A 20148-nucleotide genomic window follows, 5' to 3' on the forward strand; every position below is an offset into this window, starting at 1 on the left:
CAATCGGTATGAACTGTACTTAGCTGAGTTAGTACTTGCAGTTTTGTTTATTTTAATATTTTCTTTCATTGGCAAAAGCAAAGTTATCTCTAAGGTAATATAGTACTTTCTACACTTACACGAGGAATTTACATGTTCGAATCCATATTTAAATTTTTTGAATGGTTTACCAAACTCCCAAAATCCACACAAGGGAAGATCATTGAAGCACTCATTTCATCGCTATCTTTTGCGTTCAGGCGTTTATTTTTTTCTAAAAAAACAGAAACTCTTAAAACTGCAACTGATTTAGCAGTAACTCCCCAGCAGTGGCAGAGTACAACTGAAATTGTCAATTCTTATGTCCCATCAATTTACCCTTCTAAAAAGAAACAAGAGTTTGCTAACTCACTGGTTAGTCTTATTAAAAGCAATAACTTTATTACTGAATTAAGTAACCGTATCGAAGGAATACAGGCTATTGATGAAGAAACTTACGTTGCCCTTTGTTCCATTGAAACTAAAAAACTAATAATCGAAATGATGGATAAAACAAAATGACTACCAGAAGTTATGGTAGAGGTGAATTGTATGATTAATAGTCGGTATTTTAATAACTAAATTCATTTTGTTGAAGGTAAGAAATGGTTATAAATGAAACTTTTTACAAATATATGAGTAGTGATACTGCACTTACCGTGCTAAATGATACAACTCTTAAATTTAGTAACACTTTAGATTTCAACGATCCATTCGATTATAATCCAGCGTTTTCTACAATCGGTTTATCGAAATTTATTAAAAGGGTTGGAGAAAATAAAGAAGTTAAAATCAATAGAAAAAAAGCAATGCAAAACTGCAAGATATTAACTACTGATGAATTTAGGCGTGAAGCCTCAAGCGAGTTTTCTGTAACTTGCTTTAGCAAGTCCCCACACATCGTACCAATGTGGGCACACTACGCAGATTGTCATAGCGGCTGCGTTTTGGGTTTTGCAAATGCTTCCGTTGAGGAATTAAACAATATGTTAGTTAGTTCTCAATGGCTATGGAGTCATGATTGTGATTTTTTGATTCCTTATGATGTTAAATATACTGACGCCAGACCAAATATTTTTAATTCAGAGGGATTAACTAATACTCGAGAAAATGGTTTTGATGCATGTGTAATAAAGGCTAAAGCATGGGAGTATGAACAAGAAGTAAGAGTTATAAAACTGAAACCAGCAGGGATATATCCTTTTCATTTATCTCAACTTCGCTCTATCAGATTTGGGTTAAACATAGATCCGTTGCAGCGAAAGAAAATAATAGGAATGGTTACTTCAATTACAAAATCGAATAGTATGAAAATCCGTTTATTCGATGTAAAGATGGATCATAAAAACTTTAAGTTTAATGATGTGAAATGTTCATAATTATGCATGGCGGGCTAATAATAAAGCCTGCCATTTCAACGCCCCGTATTCATGAGCAAGTATTAGCACCTTAGATTTTAGTGTATCATCAGTACAAAAGCATTGAAGGCTTTGGTTCATTATGTGTAAGTTTGAGTATGCACTGATAGCTATAGCAGCTGTGTTTACTACTGTAGTACTTATATTTTTTATCTACACCATCTATTACAACATAGGCACAAAAATGGAACTTGGATCACTATCAGACTGGATTAGTTCGTTAAGTACTTTCGGTACTTTAGTCGTTGCTCTTATGGCGTATAGGAAAGCTCCTGAATGGATGGCTCAAAAACATTACAATACTGTATCAAAGGTCATTGAAGAGGCCGTATATGAAGACTTAAGGAAACTTTCTTCTTTAAGTCTTCAGTACAAAAGCCACATAGTACATACATGCTTTACCTTAAAAAAAAGCCTAAATGCAAAAGATGATTTGCCATCCAATATAAAAGACACTTTAGATATAGTAGAGAATTTATTAATCGAATTCTTTAATTTATCCTATTCTATACAAAATAGATTAAAGTCGATTTCACGATATAACTATGTAATTACTCCATATGCTTTAAATGTTGCAGAGGAAATCAAAAACACTGCTGATAATTATAACGATCTACAAACTAAATTTGAGTTGTCAGCATCTGAAGTAACAATGTTGCTATGTGCTGATGAGCAAGCAATCAACTTGGCGAATAAAGAAATTTCAGAAATACAAATTAAATCAATTGAATTGAATATGAAGCTATCTAATTACATTAAATCAGTCTATGCTGAAAACAAGTCCATTGATGAATTTATAATGAGTAAAAAATAACATCATATTAATAAATTTTCACCAAAAACTGTCTTATGGGTTACAGTATCAAAACTTTCGCTATTAGCTTTTTTGATTGGGTATAGTGGCAACGGGGAACAATTTAATTTCTGTACTAAGATGGATGATTATGCGTAAAATAGAACTATTCCTAATTGGTACAGTAACGGTACTTCTCGCTATTGTACTACCTACATTTAGCAAGGGAAATATCATGGATTTTGGTAATGCTTCTGATATTGTTAGTGCACTTTGTAACGTAGCTATGGCTGGTGCTGCCGTATATGCTGCAAAGAATGCTAAAGAATGGATTTCTCAAGCACACTTTGATCATACAAAAGACTTTTTGAAAATAATGACAAAGGTTAATGATGAACTTCTTACATATGTAATGGCAAGAAGTGGGGGAGATTTAGAAATTGCATTGGCACTTCCTCATTTCAAACCAGCAGATGAACAGATAAAAATAATCGCACTAAACCTTCCTATTAATACAAGGAAAGAACTTGATCTTAAATATTTTGAATTCAAACAGAATACAATTAAATCATGGATAGAAGCAAGAGACTATTCTCAAGTACCTGATCATGAATACACCGTATATCCAGATTTTTACCACTATCTTTCCATACTCCCCCTCAGAAGACGATAAGTTTTTCAGTTGGTTCGCATATAAGCATAAAGTACTTTCACAGCTTCGATGTGCATGAATGCTTGAGTGTACTTGCTTACGTATCTAATGCTATAGTATTTTTATTTAACTCTGAATGAGATACCCAATGATCAGAAAAGAAACGATTATTATCAACATTGATGATAAAAAATTTTTTAATCAATTCTTTGGCAAACCAATTAATAGTTTCAGAGAAAACTCAAGAACACATGTAATGTTACAACTTGCATTAGATAAGGCTCATGACATTAGAAAATTTGAAATAGACCTTTATTGGAAACGTGCAACATATTTCTTCGCATTCTTTACTGTGATTACTGCAGCATTTGGTTTTTTATTCACATCGAGTGATTTTAATTTTTACGCTCCTGCCGCAGCACTTATAGGCTCATTATTTTCAGTTTGTTTTTATTTTGTTAACGTTGGTAGTAAGTACTGGCAATGCAACTGGGAGTACATTATCGATAAATTAGAAATCTATGTTACTGGTAATCTGTATAAAGTATATTTTTACGACACAAAAATACCCCAACGACCCTCTGTTTCTAATATTAACTCATTGGTAAGCTTAATCATCATTGCAAGTTGGTTTTTATGTTTTGTAGCCTCAATCATTCAAACGCATGGTAATAATATATTGTATATTGCTTTACATTTAACAGCTTATGCATTACTAAATGGACTAATAATATATTTTTGTTCTAACTCTGTTAAAGAAAAAATATCAAAGGATGATGATAGTACGCGGTACTTCAAATTTAGAACACATACTTATCAAGAATATAAATAAACCCCCTATGAGTATCTATAGAGTACTTTCATCGTATCGATCACTGTATCAGGATGTTCATTGATTAGTGACTCATTAAAGTACTCATACTTTTCAAGCGTTAAGTACTTTTCAGTTTGCTTACTGTGCTATCACGTAGATCTATTGTAAGTCCATTTATACCATCAGTCTCTATCCTGATAGTATCGGTTATATAGAGGTAGTAGTAAGTTCTATCATCGTAGGTTTGGTATTCTGTTCTTAATATTTTTCATGCTCCATAGCGGGCTAGAATATCTAACCCATCTATGTATCTGCTTTTTAATCCATTGACATGTCATTAGGAGCGATATATTCAGTTTTCATGACATTTCCTCGTTGATCAAAAAATAATATATTAGCCCCTCCCATTTTATCATTGTATGATTTCATCCCTAGCGACCAAATTTTGCAATTTTTTACGTTCAAACATTTGTCATTTGTAAAAGACACTGAAATATATGGTCTTCCTTGATTATCAATTTTCTCATCAAGCATGAAGTCTTTTGTATATCTTTCAAACTCGCCATTAGCTTTAGTATATACAGCCATCCCCAAGTCTTTACTAACAGTCAATTTATTACCTTCATTAGTCTTTAAATAAAATGCTGCATTTGCATTTAAACTAAACAATATCGAAATTGAAATAATTAATATTTTTTTCATATACACTACCCCACAAATCATTTGCCATTTCACAAAAAATGTATCATTTTACATCAATAAAACCATCTTCTATTCAGCATAGAATCAATCCTTAGTTATTTTGTTACTCTCGACAAATGCATGCCATGAGATTTTATGAGTTGTATTATCTATCAATGAGATCAATGCACCACCAGTCTTATCGGTATAAAAACTTACAAGCATGTTTTCATACGCACACTTTTCCCTTTGTACACATCTTTCATCCCTATAATCAAAATACGCAGATGGCCGCCCAGCATCATCTATATTATCCTTCTCTTGGTCTATTAGACGATACCTGAACGTTAAATCAGCTTTTTGATTAACTACAACTGCCGTTTGAAGTCCATCGCTGAAAGTTATACGCATCTGGTTGCCTATCTCGACATAGTATGCTGCGTTTACAAATGTACTGAGCATCATTAAAAAACAGAACAATATTAATTTTTTCATTCTAAAATCCTTGAAATTTACAAAGTAAAGATACCAAATCAGCTAGTTCCTTTCAAATGTTTGGGATTTTTCTTATGGCATCTCAACTTGAAATTACTATTAGTTTGATAATTATCACATTGTGTTTTACTGCTGCATTGAAGTATCAGTATGCTAAATAGGGACAAAATGGTTTTTTTGCGGCGTGACGGGCGATGGCGACTTCCGAATACTTACCCAATCACTTTGAAGTAGTTGCTATTGGGTAAGTACTTATTTGTTTTCACTTGTTCAGTAGTCGAAAGACAAAAAAAACGGGCGTTCTTTGACTTCCCGTAAGGGACTGGCAAAAACGCAAGTATGATCTTATTGTTGGTTTTACAGAGACTGACGACCGAAGGGAGTTAGGCTCTATGAGACTGAAAATATGTAAGTCTCGTATACTTAAAGTAATGGGTATGGGTTATATTATATTAGTTCTCGTTTTGAAATTAACCGCATGAGCCGTGCATAAAAAACCTATATCATGCAATAAAATTGCATAAAATGCCTGACTTATGCATATTTTATGCACTTTCTGGTTATCAAAATATTCAAAACGAGAACCAAACGACCCAGACAAGAACCAATTGTTCTCGTTTTTACAACATCATTTTTTTTATTTCTTCAATAATATCTTCCATTGCCATACCTTCATCCATCAAGTGTGCAATCTGATACTGTTGTTCTTCATTCATATAGTGCTTCCCTTCCTCGGCTTCCTTGAATAGCTTTATACCCTGCGTGTGAGCGTCTACAAGTGATGTAGCGACCTTCTTCACTACTGTAACGTACTTACGTATGGTTGCGTCCTGTGGTAGTTCTTCCCCCCTGTGTGTAGCGTAGTAGCGTTGTAGCCAGTACTTCACGCCGTCGAAATTTAGAGTAGCTGCGTTATACACGACATAGTACACCTTTGCCGCAGAGTAATTTTTATTACTACTCTTCATTGCTTCACTAATCGTATCGGTGATTAGTCTTTTTGCTTCGATCGTTAGATCTTTCTTATAGTTACTAAAGCCACCTTGAATGGCTTTAAATTCGTCATTACTTGCTTTCATAAAATAATTTCCTTTCTTAAAAACGGGTTGTGAAATCCTCATAACACTACCCATAGTTCCTTAGTTCTTCTTAGTGAAGTTAGTTGTATTCGATTTGGTAACTTCTCGTATTTTCTTTCTTAGCTCTGATGGTAAATCACAGAACCATTTAGTATAGCTTTTACCTAACATAATATTACAGTAAACCATTTTCTTAGAATCTCTACTGAGTTGAATGTTAGCCCAATCCCTGATACCCTTCAAAGTGTGTTTACCAGTGGCATATTCATTGATCAAAAGCATATATTCATCATTGGTTAGTAGTGGTGCTTTAGTACCTTTATGTACTCTATTATTATTGTTTTGTGATTGCGTAGCCCACATTAAGTTATCATAGTGGTTATCAGTCTTAATCCTATTGCGATGTTCAACCGTTAAATCTGGATGTGATTTAGCACCGTGAAAAGCAGTGCATACTACTTCGTGAACATTTCTTGATTTACCTTCCATAGAAAAGTACTTGTATCCTGTTTCTACATTCACTGGTGTACTAATGTATCTTTCATACTTCTTATTATAAATATCACCGAATTCAGAAACGTAATATTCTTCTGTGCCAGTCCATAACCACTTTTTATTATCTAACATATAAAATCCTTTTTTTTGTAATTTACTATCAATCCGTGATAGTAATTTTTAAATCATTGCCTTGTTAATTATTTCTTGTATTGCCGCACTTTTACTTTTCACCTCCCCATCATCTACTTTTTTCTGTAAGAATTTATCTTGTGCTTCGGTAAGTCTTACTCCTACCGATATAGTTTTTTTATCTTTCATTTTAGATCCTTTTGTTAAACAAATTCCCATAAATTTCGACCAAATAAAAACGCCATATCGCAGACGTTTTTCAAAAGGAGGATTTTGGAAATTATTTTTTCTATTATATCGTATAAACTGCATTTCGCCCCAAGATTATAGCAAAAAACCTTGACACATTTCATTTTTCTTCTATTTTATTTATCACCTTCAGAGAATACAATTAAGATATTAATTACTAATTCTGAAACTACTGAAAGTACTAACACCCCTAAGAAACATATAAACAAATACGGTAGTAAACCTTGGATCAGTATCATCCATCCAATAAGCAGTACTATTATTGTAACTACCCAACCTATCATTAAGAACCTCCTGTTCATCTATGATAGTATTTAGTAATTATCTTTAGAAATGGATTGTAATCATTTGTGGTACTAACAAGTATGCGATCACTACTTTCAAGTGATCGCATACTTCATCGAAACTACTTATCAATTTCTTTTTTGCGGCGGTATCTCATGTACTCATTTGGTAGCTTCTCGATAAATTCACCGTAAAGCTTCTTGCTGTCCTCCATACCATATAGCTCTATAACGTCCTCAGACTGGCTTAGAGCAGTGTACACTTCACCCGTAGTGTTATCACACATTAGTACGTGAATGTCGTCTATACGCTTGTACCTGATGAATATAAGGCAGAATCCACCTACTCGTTTAACCCCTATCTTCTGTACGATATCACTAAGGCTACGATGAATTAATCCACGGCTGGGATGCATATCATCAATAACTTCTTCAACATCACCAATCTGTACATCAGTAATTAGATTCTCTGCTGGTATTTGTTCGCGTAGTTCTAAAAGTTGCTCCCGTGCATCACCCAAAGAATCTAACATCTCTACCGGTACTAACTTACCTGCCTGTTTACGCTTCTTCATACTACTTTCAAGACTACTGATATGGTTCTTCAGTTCGAGTATCTGTGAATCTATATATGAATGATCCATTGTATCGTTGTTCAATAATGAACTTAGATCTAAACCTTTCACGTGTTGAAGTACTGCACGTTCTACAGTTAGGTAGTTGCCCTTCTTAGCGTCACAAGTTCTACGGCGTCTTGCAGTAGCACAATCAAAGTACTTTAAAGTAGATGTATGGCGGTTAACACTCATTACCCCGCCGCAATCGTGACAAACCATAAACCCTGAGAACAAGTTAGTAACTCGACCCTTATCAACTCTATGCTTAGTGATGTGTTTACCCATTGCACTAATCAATTGCTTAAGATGTGTGTACTTTTCTGCCGGTACGATTGCGGGATAGAAGTTTTCGTACTCTTCAATCTGACCATCTTTAACACGGGTATAGGTTCCCATTATGGTCTTACTTCTCATAATTTTTAGTAGTACTTGTGAACTCCAAATAGTTTTACCATATAGCTTACCGGCATTATTGAAACTCTTTACTATTTGTCCACTTGTTTGACCCGCAATGTACAGATCTACGGCCTCTACAATCAGACCTGCAATACTCCAATCAACTACATATTTTTTGTCTTCTATACGTAACCATTTGGGTAGTTTGCCTTTGAGTGCTTCACCAGTTTGTAGTGAATGAGCTAAGGCACTTTCAATACTCAGTAAGCGGCGTTCTGACTTCACCGCCGATTCATTGTTAGCACGCATCAGGTTCAAAGTACTGATGATTGCCCCAATGTGATCATCCTGTTTAAGTACCTGTCCACTACTGATATCGTGGATATGCACCCCTGTCATGATAGTAGTACCGATAAACTGACTGGACGCCCACGGATTCATACGGCTGATCCTGTCAACCGAGATTACGATCAATGCGTAGTTGTTACCGTCCTGATTTGCAACACGGGCATCTACGAAATCTTTAAGGGGCATACCATCAATCAGGTTTGCACCTTTATATGAGCTTATCCCTTCATCCCTGATAACCTGTAGGCGTGAAAGGTCTAAGTCTGGCTTACCCTTGATGTATGTTCGTCCCACTTCGAGCTGATCCGCCAGACCACCACCCTCTAACACTTGCCGCTGAGAACTTACACGGATGTAAAGTACAGGAATTCGCATCTAACTACCCTCTGATCACTCTTGATGTATCACTATACTTTATCACAACCAAAGTTAAATCTGCACTGCTGGCAGATAAGAGCATTAAATCCACTGAGATCAGCGTAGAGACCTTTAAAGGCCGTGTGCAGTTGAGTGGTTTTGTGACATCAACAGCGGATGCAAACCGTGCAGTTGAAGTCACTCGCGGCGTGGCCGGTGTGCGTTCTATTGAGAATGACATGCGGCTGAAATAGTCAGTGAGTCTCTAAACAGAAAATCGAAGAGGCGCCGAAGCGCCTCTTTTTTGTGCCGTCTTTTTAAAGATCAGAAACGATAGCCGACGCCAAACATAAAGACCCATGGGTCGATCCGGGTGTTGATGTTTTGCTGCTCGCCACCGGCTTTGAATTTAACTTCCGTATCAATATCCATCCACCAGACAGACATGTTAATCAACCAGTTATCGTCCAGGTTGTAATCGAGACCGGCTTGTGTGGCCACCCCCCAGGAATCTTTGACACTTAAATCTGAAAGCCCGGCATCACGACCCGTCTGGTTGAAATCCGTGTCATAAAAGGTGGTGTAGTTGATACCCACACCGAGGTACGGACGCAATTTATCCTGCCGGTCACCAAAGTAATACTGTGCCATCAATGACGGGGGTAACTGTTTCACTTCTGCAATCGTTCCGGTACTTTGCAGACCGACTTTGTGTTGGAACGGTGTCGCTGCCAGCAACTCCATGCCGAGATTGTCCGTAAACATGTAGCCAAGGGTTAACCCCATCTGCGTGTTGTTATTGATATTAAAAGAACCCAGGCCCAGTACATTGTCCGAACCTTCGGTCGGACGAACCGTGGCTGTCCCTACGCGAAAAATCACATCCCCTGCCTGATGTGCGCTTGAGACTGCCGGAAATGCCGCTGCTGCGACTAATGCCCAATATGCTGCTTTCATTGTCCATTCCCTTTGTGTGGATTATTTATCAACGGCGCGCATGATACCTACTCTTTGGTATGGTTTGATCAATGCGGGATCACATCTTTAAAACAAAAAGTAAGAAAATGCATCTTCCGCAAAGCGATCTAAATCTATAAAAACAAAGGAATTGATCTGAATCAAAAATGAGGAGATTTTGATGTTTTGTTAACACGTGATATTTCAGTTGCTAAAAAAAATAGCGCTGAGTAATTTGCTTACTTACTGTTGGTTTTGGTTGGGTGCCGTAAGGAGTCGGTAGCTTCCAGGATGGGCGAAATTAACAATCCTTGTATGACCTGTGGCGCATGCTGCGCTTATTTTCGCGTTTCATTTTACTGGGCTGAGTCTGAAGAGGCTGGCGGATGTGTTCCGCAGGCATTGACAGAACAGGTCACTCCTTTCCTGAGCTGCATGCAAGGCACAAACAGTAAAACGCCGCGCTGTGTTGCCCTGGAGGGAGAAGTGGGACACGCGGTTTCCTGTTCTGTTTACCTCAACCGGCCCACACCGTGTCGCGAATTCGATCAGTCAGGGTTGAATGGTGTCACCAATGCCGCCTGCGATCGTGCCCGGGCTCAATATGGTTTACCTCCTCTGAATGTCGATTTGCCGACCATTGATCTCACCCACCTCAGTTGCGTTCCGGCAGAGATTCATCGACAGGTCTGATAGGAAAACAGCGCAAAACTATCGGCGGGAGGCATTTAAAGGGTACAATCCCCGCCTTATTGATTTTTGCTTTTTGCCAAGGAGCGTCCATGTCTATCACGGCCAGTACATTGTACCGTGACAGTTATAATTTTTTGCGTAATCAGATGAGTAGCGTTTTGGCGCTTTCGGTTCTGGCCGCACTAATCACCGTCATATTAAGCTGGGTGTTAAGTCCCTCAGCTGAACAGATCGAGGCTATCGGGCAACTGATGAGCAACATCACCGGCATGAACGTCGGCGATATGATGGGATACATTGAACAGCAGGTAACTCCGGAGCAGCAAAGCGCGATTTTCCGTTACAGCCTGGCCGCTTTGCTGTCAACGCTTGCCGGAAACGTTATTCTGGTTGGCGGTGTCCTGACGTTGATCCAGCTGGTTTCCCAGGGCATTCGCGCCAGTATCACGCAAATTATGACCGCGTCGCTGCCTGTCTTGCCACGTCTGGCCATTTTGTTGTTTATTTACAGCATCATGTTCCGTATCGGCCTGGCGCTGCTGTTTGTTCCGGCCTTCCTGATTGCGATTGCATGGTCAATGGCACCGGTTATTTCCTGTAAAGAGAATGCGGGCGTGTTCAAAGCGATGCGTCTGAGCACCCGTCTGGCCTTCAGCCATGTCCGCCTGGTTGCCCCGGCCGTGATGCTGTGGATCGTTGCCCAGGTCGTACTGATGTTGTTTGTTGGCGTGCTGAGCGCGTTGAATCCAATGATTGGGGCAGTGATACTCGGCGCACTGAGTAATATTATCAGTGCCTTCATGCTGATTTATCTGTTCCGTCTTTACATGAAATTACATGCTTAACAGAGACATCACTTTTTCAGGGGCGCTCCGGCGCCCTTTTCTTTTGTCCGCGAAATGATTCCGGTATAGTCATACCATACGTAAAACATGGAATGAAGTATGAAGCAGCTCCTCGATTTTCTTCCCCTGATTGTTTTTTTTGTGGTTTATAAGCTTTACGACATTTTTGTCGCTTCTGGCGCATTAATTGCTGCCACTGCGTTAGCGTTAGTCATTACCTGGATCCTGTATCGCAAAATCGAGAAGATGACGTTAATCACCTTCGCGATGGTCGCTGTTTTCGGCACCCTGACACTGGTTTTCCATAATGATGAATTTATCAAATGGAAAGTGACGGTTATCTATGTTCTGTTCTCCGGCGCACTACTGATTAGCCAGCTGGTGCTGAAAAAGCCTTTAATCCAGCGCATGTTGGGCAAAGAACTGACTTTGCCGGATCACGTATGGAATAAACTGAACGTCAGCTGGGCCATCTTTTTCCTGCTGTGCGGGCTGGCTAATATTTACGTGGCATTCTGGTTACCGCAAAATATCTGGGTTAACTTCAAGGTCTTCGGCCTGACCGTGCTGACATTGGTCTTTACGCTGTTAAGCGGTGTTTACATTTACCGGCATATGCCGGACGATGAAAAAAAATAAGCATTCTTCTGCACGGGCCTTTCTTTGAAAGGCCTTACTTATTATTAAGCCCCACATGATTCGGGTGACTGAATGCAGCCAACACGTCTGCGGCCTGAAATATGGCGGGCTTTGTGTGAAGCCACTTTATGAACGAAAAACATAGCTTACCCAATGGTGAAATGGTGTTGCGTACGCTGGCTATGCCAGCAGACACCAATGCGAATGGTGATATCTTTGGCGGATGGCTGATGTCACAGATGGATATGGGCGGTGCGATTCAGGCGAAGGAAATTGCCAAGGGTCGCGTAGTGACCGTACGCGTTGACGGCATGACGTTTCTTAAACCGGTGGCTGTCGGTGATGTGGTGTGCTGTTATGCACGCTGCATCCGTACCGGTAACAGCTCGATCACCATCAATGTGGAAGTATGGGTGAAGAAGGTCTCTTCTGAGCCTATCGGTCAGCGTTACAGAGCCACTGAAGCGGTATTTACTTACGTCGCTGTGGATGACGAAGGAAAATCGCGCCAGTTGCCTGATGGTCGCAGCAATTTCAGTGTCGATTCCGAGGGTGTTTCTCAGGATTAAGACGGTTTTACACTACCGTTAAGTAAAAAGGTCGCCTCCCGGGGCGACCTTTTTTGCATATAAATCACAGGTAATGCCAGCTTGCGGCTTATTCGACAGCAGAACCGCCTTTAATTCTGAACACCAGGTTCACAACAAGATTACTGGCAGCCTTCGGTTCATAGCGCCATTTGCTCATCGCCTGTTTCACTTCGCGCTCAAACATATTGCGCGGCTCAGCGGAAAGAACACGTATGTTCTGCACGCGGCCATCACTGTCCACATCAAACTGCACGCGGACACGCCCTTCGATACGTAAAGCCAGTGCACGCGCCGGATAAGCCGGTTCGCCTCGTTGCAATGGCCGCGGGCCGGTATCGCTCTGCGCATTGGCAGATGCCGGTGGCTGGCTAACAGGTTTCGTGAACGGCTGGTTGCTGGTGACGGGCGCAGTTTTTACTGTTTGCGTCGGCTTTTCGACCGGCCGTTCAACAGGCTTCACCTTCGGTTTAACAACCGGCTTCTTCACCGGTTTTGGCTTCGGCTTAGGGGGTTGCGGAATGACAACAGCCTCAGGCGGCGGCGGTGGTTCTGGCACGACTTCAGGTTGCGGTTCCGGCGCCGGTGGTGTCGGTTCAGGTTGTGGCGGCGGCGGCGGCGGTGCAAAGTCGGCCGGATTGACCATCGTTACGCTCATCACCTTTTGATCCTGGTTGGGCAATTTGATGGACTTGCCCACCGTCATATACAACACACCGGCAATGACTGCGACATGTAAACTGACGGCAAGGACCACCGGTACTGTCACCTTGCGGATAAATCTAAACTTTTTTAGCGGCATAATGATTCATTTTCCCCGTGAAGCCGCAAGTTTAAATGTAAATAGCAATCATATTCAACACCGAGATGACAACTATTCTCAAATAACCTCTGGTTTGATCCTACGCAAAGCGCTTTCCCCGGACTTCAGGTTTAGCTATGTTAATTGTGCAAAATGGTCAGGCAGCATCTTGTTGCCTAAGATTGCTCAATAACCCCCCTTTAAAGGTGACTCATGCTTTACGTTATTTATTCTGAAGATGTTTCTGACTCGCTGGAAAAACGCGCTGCGGCACGCCCTGCTCATATCGAACGCCTGAAAAAATTACATGAACAAGGCCGCGTGCTGATTGCGGGCCCGACGCCGTCCATAGACAGCGAAGATCCAGGTGCGGCCGGAATGACCGGTTCCGTACTGATTGTCGAATTCGAGACGCTGGAAGATGCCAAAGTGTGGGCGGATGCCGACCCGTATGTTAAAGCGGGTGTATATAAAGCCGTGACCGTCAAACCATTCAAACGCGTATTTTGATGTTTTACGGGCAGTTTACCGGGCTGCCCGTGGTTCTCCGCGCCTTCCTGCCCTCCCTTTAATCAACTTTACTTTTGCTTACGTCAGTTGATTGTCTAAATATCCGGTTACTCAAACAGTTACCTGCGGCCTTTTCCTTTAACAACAGAGCGGAGAATCCGATATGCAATGTCCGGTATGTAAAGAAAGTCAGTTAGTGATGTCCGAACGTCAGGGCATTGAAATCGATTATTGTCCTGACTGTCGCGGTGTATGGCTGGATCGCGGTGAGCTGGATAAAATCATCGAGAAATCTGCTGCGTCACAGCCCACAGAACGGCCTGCAACGGCACGCTACGAAGAACGTGACCGTCGGGATGATCATCGGCCGCAAGGCAATTACGACAACCGCGGACATTACTCGTCTCAAAAGCCCTATAAAAAGAAGAGCTTCCTTTCAGAGCTTTTCGACTGATTTCTGTCATCCCACGCCATGACATCACACCTCATGGCGTGATTCCCCGCATGCCGTCACATTGCATTCATCGCTTCTGTGTTAGAATGTTTACCCCTGCCCATGAGGTAAGCATTATGTCATTCTTCGACGGACTGAAGTTTCTAACCAGCACGACCACGAAGGTCACCTGCCCGGAATGCGGTTATGTTTCGGAACAGATAAGCGCGAAGGTGCGCAAAAACTCCACTCTGGTCTGCAAAAAATGTGGTGCGCTTTTTCAGCCTAAATCCCGCTAATCAGGCATTCCATTCGTAGTTCACGGCATACAGCGCAAGACGCTGGTGCTGCTGATGATGGATTTGACGGATACGATAAATGTGGCGATAGCGCCTTGACTGCCCTTCCAGCCAGCGACTTCTCCTGCGTTGAGACTGGCGCAACATCCGCCACCGGCCGACTTCATTTTTACTGCGTTTCATTCACTTGTGTCCCGTAATGCCCGTGGCTGCTTCTTTAACGAAAGCGCTTCTTTTACAGAAAGTGTCTTAAGCGGAAAAACTGCGGAACATTATAGGCTGATGACGTTGTGATCCAAGTCTTGTTTTCCTCCTGCTTCCACGTTATCAGCTAACATTGATATCAGGACGATGACCCTTTTATTAACCGGAAACACATTACAGAGGTAGCTGATTGATTAGCAGGATAAAGTTAGTTAAAAGGTTTCTCCTTTCACGTACACTCATGCCGATGGCTTGCGAACAGGACTTTTCGCCTTTATGACAACATTTTATACGGTAATCAGTGGCCTTCTGGTTTTCGGTTACTGGTTACTGATTGCCGGCGTCACCTTACGCATTCTGATGAAGCGCCGCGCAGTTCCGTCAGCCATGGCATGGCTGTTGATCATCTACATCATTCCGCTGGTCGGTATTATTGCCTATCTCTCATTTGGGGAATTGCACTTAGGCAAACGCCGTGCTGAACGGGCAAAAGCCATGTGGCCTTCCACTGCCCGCTGGCTCAATGATCTCAAAGACTGTAAGCGTATTTTTGCCACTGAGAACAGTGAAATTGCCGCCTCACTTTTCCAGCTCTGCGAGCGCCGTCAGGGTATTGCCGGCGTAAAAGGCAATCAGTTGCAATTGCTGACCACCAGCGATGACGTGCTTCACGCAATGATGCGAGATATCGGGCTGGCGCGCAGCAACATCGAAATGGTGTTCTATATCTGGCAGCCGGGCGGTCTGGTTGATCAGGTCGCGGAATCTCTGATGGCGGCTTCACGCCGTGGTATTCATTGCCGTCTGATGCTGGATTCTGCGGGCAGCGTTGCCTTTTTCCGCAGCCCCTATCCGGCAATGATGCGCAACGCCGGTATCGAAGTCGTTGAAGCGTTACAGGTGAATCTTTTCCGTGTGTTCCTGCGTCGTATGGATCTGCGCCAGCACCGTAAAGTGGTACTTATCGACAACTATGTCGCCTATACCGGCAGCATGAATATGGTTGACCCGCGTTACTTTAAACAAGATGCTGGCGTTGGCCAGTGGGTTGATTTGATGGCCCGTATGGAAGGCCCTGTCGCGACCACGATGGGCATTGTATATTCGTGCGACTGGGAGATTGAAACCGGTAAACGTATTCTGCCGCCGGAACCGGATCTCAACCAGATGCCGTTCGAGCAGGAGAGCGGCCATACTATTCAGGTGATCGCTTCCGGTCCGGGCTTCCCGGAAGATATGATCCACCAGGCGCTGCTGACCGCCACCTATTCTGCACGCGAACAGCTGGTTATGACGACACCGTATCTCGTGCCAAGTGATGATTTGCTGCACGCAATTTGTACCGCAGCGCAGCGCGGGGTGGATGTCAGTATCATTCTGCCGATGAAGAACGACTCAATGATGGTGGACTGGGCAAGTAAGGCTTTTTTTGGCGAATTGCTGGAAGCCGGTGTCAAAATTTATCAGTTCGAAGACGGTCTGCTGCATACCAAAAGTATCCTGGTCGATGGTCAGCTCAGTCTGGTCGGTACCGTGAATCTGGATATGCGCAGCCTGTGGCTCAATTTTGAGATAACGCTGGTCATTGATGACGCCGGATTTGGTGATGATTTAGGCCATGTGCAGGAAGATTATATCGCCCGCTCACATTTGCTGGATGTGGAAGCCTGGCTTAAACGTCCTTTCTGGCACCGCATCGTCGAACGTTTGTTCTACTTTTTCAGTCCGCTGCTGTAAAAGCCGCGGCGGGCATGATGTAATATACGCAGTACCGGCTTGAACCAGCCTGAATACACTCATCTGTAAACGAGAATGATATGGACCTGAATAATCGCCTGACCGAAGACGAAACGCTTGAACAAGCCTACGACATCTTTCTGGAACTGGCCGGAGATAACCTTGATCCTGCAGATATTTTGATCTTCAATCTGCAATTTGAAGAACGTGGTGGCGCTGAATTATATGATCCGGCTGAAGACTGGGTTGAGCATGTGGATTTTGACTTAAATCCGGACTTCTTTGCTGAAGTAGTGATTGGTCTGGCTGATGCGGAAGACCAGCCTATCAATGATATCTTTGCCCGTGTTCTGCTGTGTCGCGAGAAAGACCATAAACTTTGCCACATTTTGTGGAAAGAGTAATCTTCTCCGTCGACCTTCAGACTGGTTCTGTGTGGCTGCTTTCATTTCCCCCTGAGGCTCACCCTGCGGGCCAGCGCTAGCGCTGTTAAAATCGTTTCCTGACCGATTTGTCATTCAGTTGCCGCCTTGACCTAATCTGAATGACTTAGCAGAAGAATACGAAGAAGAAAAAAAACCTGCCAGTGGCAGGTTTTTTTATGCTTTCCGTTCAGATCAAATCATCAGAGCGGATCCACTTTCAGGCAGGATACCGCATGGCGGAAGCTGCCTTCCAGCAACGGACGGGTGATTGCACATTCAGGTCCGGCAATCGGACAGCGGGTGCGGAACACACAGCCTGAGGGTGGATTGATGGGTGAAGGTAATTCCCCTTCAAGCAACTGAATCACTTTGTTGCGCTCTTTGTCCGGGTCCGGCACCGGCACTGCAGACATCAGTGCACGGGTATACGGGTGCTGAGGATTGTTATAGACCTCATCATAAGTGCCCAGTTCAACGGCGTGCCCGAGGTACATCACCAGAACACGGTCAGAGATGTGCTTCACCACGGCCAGATCATGTGCGATGAAAATCAGTGACAACCCCATTTCACGCTGCAACTGCTGAAGCAGGTTAACCACCTGCGCCTGAATAGACACATCCAGTGCCGAGACAGGTTCATCACAGATAATCAGTTTCGGCTCAAGAATCAGTGCACGCGCAATACCAATACGCTGACATTGCCCCCCGGAGAATTCATGGGGATAACGGTTAATCAGGTTAGGCAACAGCCCGACCTTTAACATCATTGCCTTCACTTTTTCCTTCACTTCAAGGCGAGGCATTTTCGGATTATACGTTTTCAGGGGTTCAGCGATGATTTCGCCGATGGTCATCCGCGGGTTCAGGGAAGCCAGCGGATCCTGGAAAATCATCTGGATATCGCTGCGCGTATGACGCCACTCGCTGTCCGACATATTCAGCAGATCTTTACCCAGCCAGGCAACACGGCCGTCAGTGGCTTTCACCAGACCAATCAGTGCACGGGCAAAGGTCGATTTACCGCAACCTGACTCCCCCACCACGCCCAGCGTTTCCCCTTCATAAAGGCGCAGGGTCACACCGTCAACGGCTTTCAGGGTCTTCGAAGGCTGCCAGAACCACTGTTTACCGTCTTTGATGTCGAAATGGACTTTAAGATCTGCCACTTCGAGCAGAACTTTTTTCTCAGGCGCATGCGTATTTATTGCCGCACTGTTCATGATTGTGTTGTCTGTCATACCAGTTCCTCCAGCGGCTTATAGCATGCACGCAAACGGCCATCGCCGAAACGCTCAAGCGGCGGTGCCGAAGAGCAGATATCCATCGCATGCGGACAGCGGGGCTGGAACGGACAGCCTTTAGGCAGACGCAGCAAGTTTGGCGGATTGCCCGGAATAGTCAGCATCGCGCCACCTTCGGCATCAAGGCGGGGAACCGCATTGAGCAGACCGATGGAATAAGGATGACAAGGTTCATAAAACACATCCCGTGCACGGCCATATTCCATGGTGCGCCCGGCATACATCACCAGTACTTTGTCACAGATACCGGCCACCACGCCAAGGTCATGGGTAATCATAATGATTGCTGTGTTGAACTCAGATTTCAGTTCATTCAGTAATGTCATGATTTGCGCCTGCACGGTCACGTCCAGCGCTGTGGTTGGCTCATCGGCAATCAGCAATTTAGGGCGGCACAGCAACGCCATTGCGATCATCACACGCTGGCGCATGCCACCGGAGAATTCATGCGGGAACATTTTCATACGTTTGCGGGCTTCGGGCATTTTCACCGCGTCCAGCATGCGTACGGATTCTTCAAACGCTTCACGCTTGCTCATTTTTTTATGCAGGATAAGGACTTCCATCAACTGTTCGCCCACACGCATGTACGGGTTGAGAGAGGTCATCGGATCCTGAAAAATCATTGAAATCTGTTCTGCGCGCAACTTATTAAGCTGTTGTTGCGGCAGATTGAGGATTTCGCGTCCGTTAAATTTCGCCGAACCGCCGATGCGGCCATTACTGGCCAGCAACCCCATCAGGGCAAAAGCGGTCTGTGATTTACCTGAACCGGACTCACCCACAATGCCCAGCGTCTCACCGGCACGCAGATCGAAATTCAGGTCATTGACCGCAGTCACATCACCGTCTGGTGTTTCGAAGGTGACGCGCAGATCCTGAACGTCAAGCAAGATTGGCGGGACTTTACCGTCAACCGCAGCGGGTGCCGCAAAAGTGGAATGTTCAATGGTGCTCATGGTGGCACTCCTTAACGATCTTTCGGGTCGAGGGCATCACGCAAGCCATCGCCGATAAAATTGAAACAAAACAGAGTTACCACCAGGAAGCCTGCCGGGAACAGCAGTAACCACGGTGAAACTTCCATCGAGTTGGCGCCATCACTTAACAATGCGCCCCAACTGCTCAGTGGCTCCTGCGTACCCAGTCCCAGGAAGCTCAGGAAGGATTCAAACAAAATCATGCTCGGCACCAGCAGCGATGCATAGACCACGACAACGCCCAGCACATTGGGAACAATGTGGCGCAGGACGATATTGCGCGTGCTCACACCACTCACCAGCGCCGCCTCGATGAACTCTTTACGCTTGAGACTGAGTGTTTGTCCACGCACGATACGCGCCATATCCAGCCAGGATACCATCCCGATTGCCACGAATATCAGCAGGATGTTTTGCCCGAAGAAGGTCACCAACAGGATAACGAAGAACATAAACGGGAAGGAGTTGAGAATTTCCAGCAAACGCATCATTGCGGAGTCTATTTTACCGCCCAGATAACCGGACAATGATCCGTAAAGCGTGCCGAGAATCACGGCCACTAACGCTGCCGCCACACCGACCATCAGGGAAATACGTCCGCCGATCGCCACACGCACCAGCAAATCACGTCCTGAAGAGTCAGTCCCGAAATAATGGTGAGAAGCAAAGTCAGGCGCGGCTGACATCATATTCCAGTCGGTATCATCATAGGAAAACTGGGATAACATCGGCGCAAATGCCACGAATAAGGCAATAAATGCCAGCACGATCAGACTGGTGACCGCCGCACGGTTGTGCATAAAACGGCGTCGTGCATCCTGCCACAGACTGCGGCCTTCAACTTCAAGTTTTTCGCTGAAGTTTTCCACGACGTCGCTATTTTTCTTACTTAACATCATTGACGTACT

The 20148-nt window shown here is 43.6% G+C and carries 26 protein-coding genes and 1 pseudogene; 15 read left to right on the forward strand and 12 right to left on the reverse strand.

The genetic code is table 11. The features are described 5' to 3' along the window. Positions 1-132 precede the first annotated feature (132 nt). The 5 genes from ETV65_RS03495 (at position 133) to ETV65_RS03515 (ending at position 3713) form a co-directional block, all read left to right on the forward strand. On the forward strand, positions 133-540 hold the full coding sequence (locus ETV65_RS03495; RefSeq protein ID WP_129951595.1) for a hypothetical protein: 408 nt from the start codon (positions 133-135) through the stop codon (positions 538-540). A gap of 83 nt (positions 541-623) precedes the next feature. Continuing rightward, on the forward strand, positions 624-1397 hold the full coding sequence (locus ETV65_RS03500) for a DUF2971 domain-containing protein (RefSeq protein WP_129951596.1): 774 nt from the start codon (positions 624-626) through the stop codon (positions 1395-1397). Positions 1398-1518: 121 nt separating this feature from the next. Continuing rightward, positions 1519-2250, forward strand: a complete 732-nt coding sequence (locus tag ETV65_RS03505) for a hypothetical protein (protein ID WP_129951597.1) — start codon at positions 1519-1521, stop codon at positions 2248-2250. A gap of 130 nt (positions 2251-2380) precedes the next feature. Next, entirely contained in the window at positions 2381-2902 is a 522-nt protein-coding gene (locus tag ETV65_RS03510) for a hypothetical protein (protein ID WP_129951598.1), read from the forward strand. A gap of 127 nt (positions 2903-3029) precedes the next feature. Continuing rightward, the gene (locus tag ETV65_RS03515; RefSeq protein WP_129951599.1) at positions 3030-3713 is read left to right on the forward strand and encodes a hypothetical protein; all 684 of its coding nucleotides are present in this window, start codon (positions 3030-3032) and stop codon (positions 3711-3713) included. Positions 3714-4013: 300 nt separating this feature from the next. Here ETV65_RS03515 and ETV65_RS03520 read toward each other — a convergent pair whose 3' ends face one another. The 6 genes from ETV65_RS03520 to ETV65_RS03540 all read right to left on the reverse strand — a co-directional run bounded on the left by ETV65_RS03520 (position 4014) and on the right by ETV65_RS03540 (position 8846). Further along, complete coding sequence (locus tag ETV65_RS03520; RefSeq protein WP_126125032.1) at positions 4014-4397, reverse strand: hypothetical protein; 384 nt, start codon at positions 4395-4397, stop codon at positions 4014-4016. Between the two features lie 84 nt (positions 4398-4481). Continuing rightward, on the reverse strand, positions 4482-4871 hold the full coding sequence (locus ETV65_RS03525) for a hypothetical protein (RefSeq protein WP_126125033.1): 390 nt from the start codon (positions 4869-4871) through the stop codon (positions 4482-4484). Positions 4872-5491: 620 nt separating this feature from the next. After that, positions 5492-5950, reverse strand: a complete 459-nt coding sequence (locus ETV65_RS03530; protein WP_129951600.1) for a hypothetical protein — start codon at positions 5948-5950, stop codon at positions 5492-5494. Between the two features lie 60 nt (positions 5951-6010). After that, positions 6011-6577 (reverse strand): HNH endonuclease, encoded by a 567-nt coding sequence (locus ETV65_RS03535; protein ID WP_126125035.1) that lies wholly within the window; start codon positions 6575-6577, stop codon positions 6011-6013. A 48-nt stretch (positions 6578-6625) separates the two neighbouring features. Then, on the reverse strand, positions 6626-6766 hold the full coding sequence (locus ETV65_RS24865; protein WP_165383687.1) for a hypothetical protein: 141 nt from the start codon (positions 6764-6766) through the stop codon (positions 6626-6628). 466 nt (positions 6767-7232) lie between these two features. Next, positions 7233-8846 (reverse strand): recombinase zinc beta ribbon domain-containing protein, encoded by a 1614-nt coding sequence (locus ETV65_RS03540; protein ID WP_129951601.1) that lies wholly within the window; start codon positions 8844-8846, stop codon positions 7233-7235. A 20-nt stretch (positions 8847-8866) separates the two neighbouring features. On the opposite strand from ETV65_RS03540, the pseudogene ETV65_RS03545 reads away from it, so the two are divergent. Continuing rightward, positions 8867-9082: pseudogene (locus ETV65_RS03545) on the forward strand (BON domain-containing protein); the annotation flags it as partial. Positions 9083-9152: 70 nt separating this feature from the next. Here ETV65_RS03545 and ompW read toward each other — a convergent pair. After that, complete coding sequence (gene ompW / locus ETV65_RS03550) at positions 9153-9785, reverse strand: outer membrane protein OmpW (RefSeq protein WP_129951602.1); 633 nt, start codon at positions 9783-9785, stop codon at positions 9153-9155. Between the two features lie 291 nt (positions 9786-10076). Here ompW and ETV65_RS03555 point away from each other — a divergent pair, with 291 nt between their 5' ends. The 4 genes from ETV65_RS03555 (at position 10077) to yciA (ending at position 12531) form a co-directional block, all read left to right on the forward strand. Next, positions 10077-10478, forward strand: coding sequence for a YkgJ family cysteine cluster protein (locus ETV65_RS03555; RefSeq protein WP_129951603.1), 402 nt, complete (start codon positions 10077-10079; stop codon positions 10476-10478). 89 nt (positions 10479-10567) lie between these two features. Beyond that, on the forward strand, positions 10568-11323 hold the full coding sequence (locus ETV65_RS03560; protein ID WP_129951604.1) for a YciC family protein: 756 nt from the start codon (positions 10568-10570) through the stop codon (positions 11321-11323). A gap of 99 nt (positions 11324-11422) precedes the next feature. Further along, on the forward strand, positions 11423-11962 hold the full coding sequence (locus tag ETV65_RS03565) for a septation protein A (protein ID WP_015697091.1): 540 nt from the start codon (positions 11423-11425) through the stop codon (positions 11960-11962). Positions 11963-12090: 128 nt separating this feature from the next. After that, a complete protein-coding gene (gene yciA, locus ETV65_RS03570; RefSeq protein ID WP_095921650.1) occupies positions 12091-12531 on the forward strand; it encodes an acyl-CoA thioester hydrolase YciA in 441 nt (146 codons plus the stop codon). Between the two features lie 88 nt (positions 12532-12619). On the opposite strand, the gene ETV65_RS03575 is transcribed toward yciA, so the two are convergent. After that, positions 12620-13351, reverse strand: a complete 732-nt coding sequence (locus ETV65_RS03575; protein ID WP_129951605.1) for an energy transducer TonB — start codon at positions 13349-13351, stop codon at positions 12620-12622. A gap of 213 nt (positions 13352-13564) precedes the next feature. Here ETV65_RS03575 and ETV65_RS03580 point away from each other — a divergent pair, with 213 nt between their 5' ends. From ETV65_RS03580 to ETV65_RS25110, 3 genes are all read left to right on the forward strand, one after another. Then, the gene (locus ETV65_RS03580) at positions 13565-13861 is read left to right on the forward strand and encodes a YciI family protein (RefSeq protein WP_129951606.1); all 297 of its coding nucleotides are present in this window, start codon (positions 13565-13567) and stop codon (positions 13859-13861) included. A gap of 163 nt (positions 13862-14024) precedes the next feature. Continuing rightward, the gene (locus ETV65_RS03585; protein ID WP_129951607.1) at positions 14025-14315 is read left to right on the forward strand and encodes a zf-TFIIB domain-containing protein; all 291 of its coding nucleotides are present in this window, start codon (positions 14025-14027) and stop codon (positions 14313-14315) included. A 116-nt stretch (positions 14316-14431) separates the two neighbouring features. Next, positions 14432-14593: a YnfU family zinc-binding protein gene (locus ETV65_RS25110; protein WP_217138343.1), complete on the forward strand. Its 162-nt coding sequence runs from the start codon at positions 14432-14434 to the stop codon at positions 14591-14593. On the opposite strand, the gene ETV65_RS03590 is transcribed toward ETV65_RS25110, so the two are convergent. Further along, positions 14594-14776, reverse strand: coding sequence for a YciY family protein (locus ETV65_RS03590; protein ID WP_129951608.1), 183 nt, complete (start codon positions 14774-14776; stop codon positions 14594-14596). It abuts the gene before it with no gap. Positions 14777-15073: 297 nt separating this feature from the next. Between ETV65_RS03590 and cls the strand changes: the two genes are divergently transcribed. Both cls and ETV65_RS03600 read left to right on the forward strand, forming a co-directional pair. Then, entirely contained in the window at positions 15074-16534 is a 1461-nt protein-coding gene (gene cls / locus ETV65_RS03595; RefSeq protein WP_129951609.1) for a cardiolipin synthase, read from the forward strand. A gap of 80 nt (positions 16535-16614) precedes the next feature. Next, a complete protein-coding gene (locus tag ETV65_RS03600; protein WP_013575941.1) occupies positions 16615-16938 on the forward strand; it encodes an HI1450 family dsDNA-mimic protein in 324 nt (107 codons plus the stop codon). Between the two features lie 221 nt (positions 16939-17159). Here ETV65_RS03600 and oppF read toward each other — a convergent pair whose 3' ends face one another. From oppF to oppC, 3 genes are read right to left on the reverse strand one after another with little or no spacing between them, the layout of a single operon-like run. Continuing rightward, positions 17160-18179, reverse strand: coding sequence for a murein tripeptide/oligopeptide ABC transporter ATP binding protein OppF (gene oppF, locus ETV65_RS03605; protein WP_205951566.1), 1020 nt, complete (start codon positions 18177-18179; stop codon positions 17160-17162). A gap of 14 nt (positions 18180-18193) precedes the next feature. Beyond that, positions 18194-19219: an ABC transporter ATP-binding protein gene (locus tag ETV65_RS03610; RefSeq protein WP_235172940.1), complete on the reverse strand. Its 1026-nt coding sequence runs from the start codon at positions 19217-19219 to the stop codon at positions 18194-18196. Positions 19220-19230: 11 nt separating this feature from the next. After that, a complete protein-coding gene (gene oppC, locus ETV65_RS03615) occupies positions 19231-20139 on the reverse strand; it encodes an oligopeptide ABC transporter permease OppC (RefSeq protein ID WP_013575944.1) in 909 nt (302 codons plus the stop codon). Positions 20140-20148: the final 9 nt, after the last annotated feature.

Source organism: Rahnella sp. RFA10(1/100) (genome assembly GCF_004195115.1).
Classification (GTDB): Bacteria; Pseudomonadota; Gammaproteobacteria; order Enterobacterales; family Enterobacteriaceae; genus Rahnella; species Rahnella perminowiae.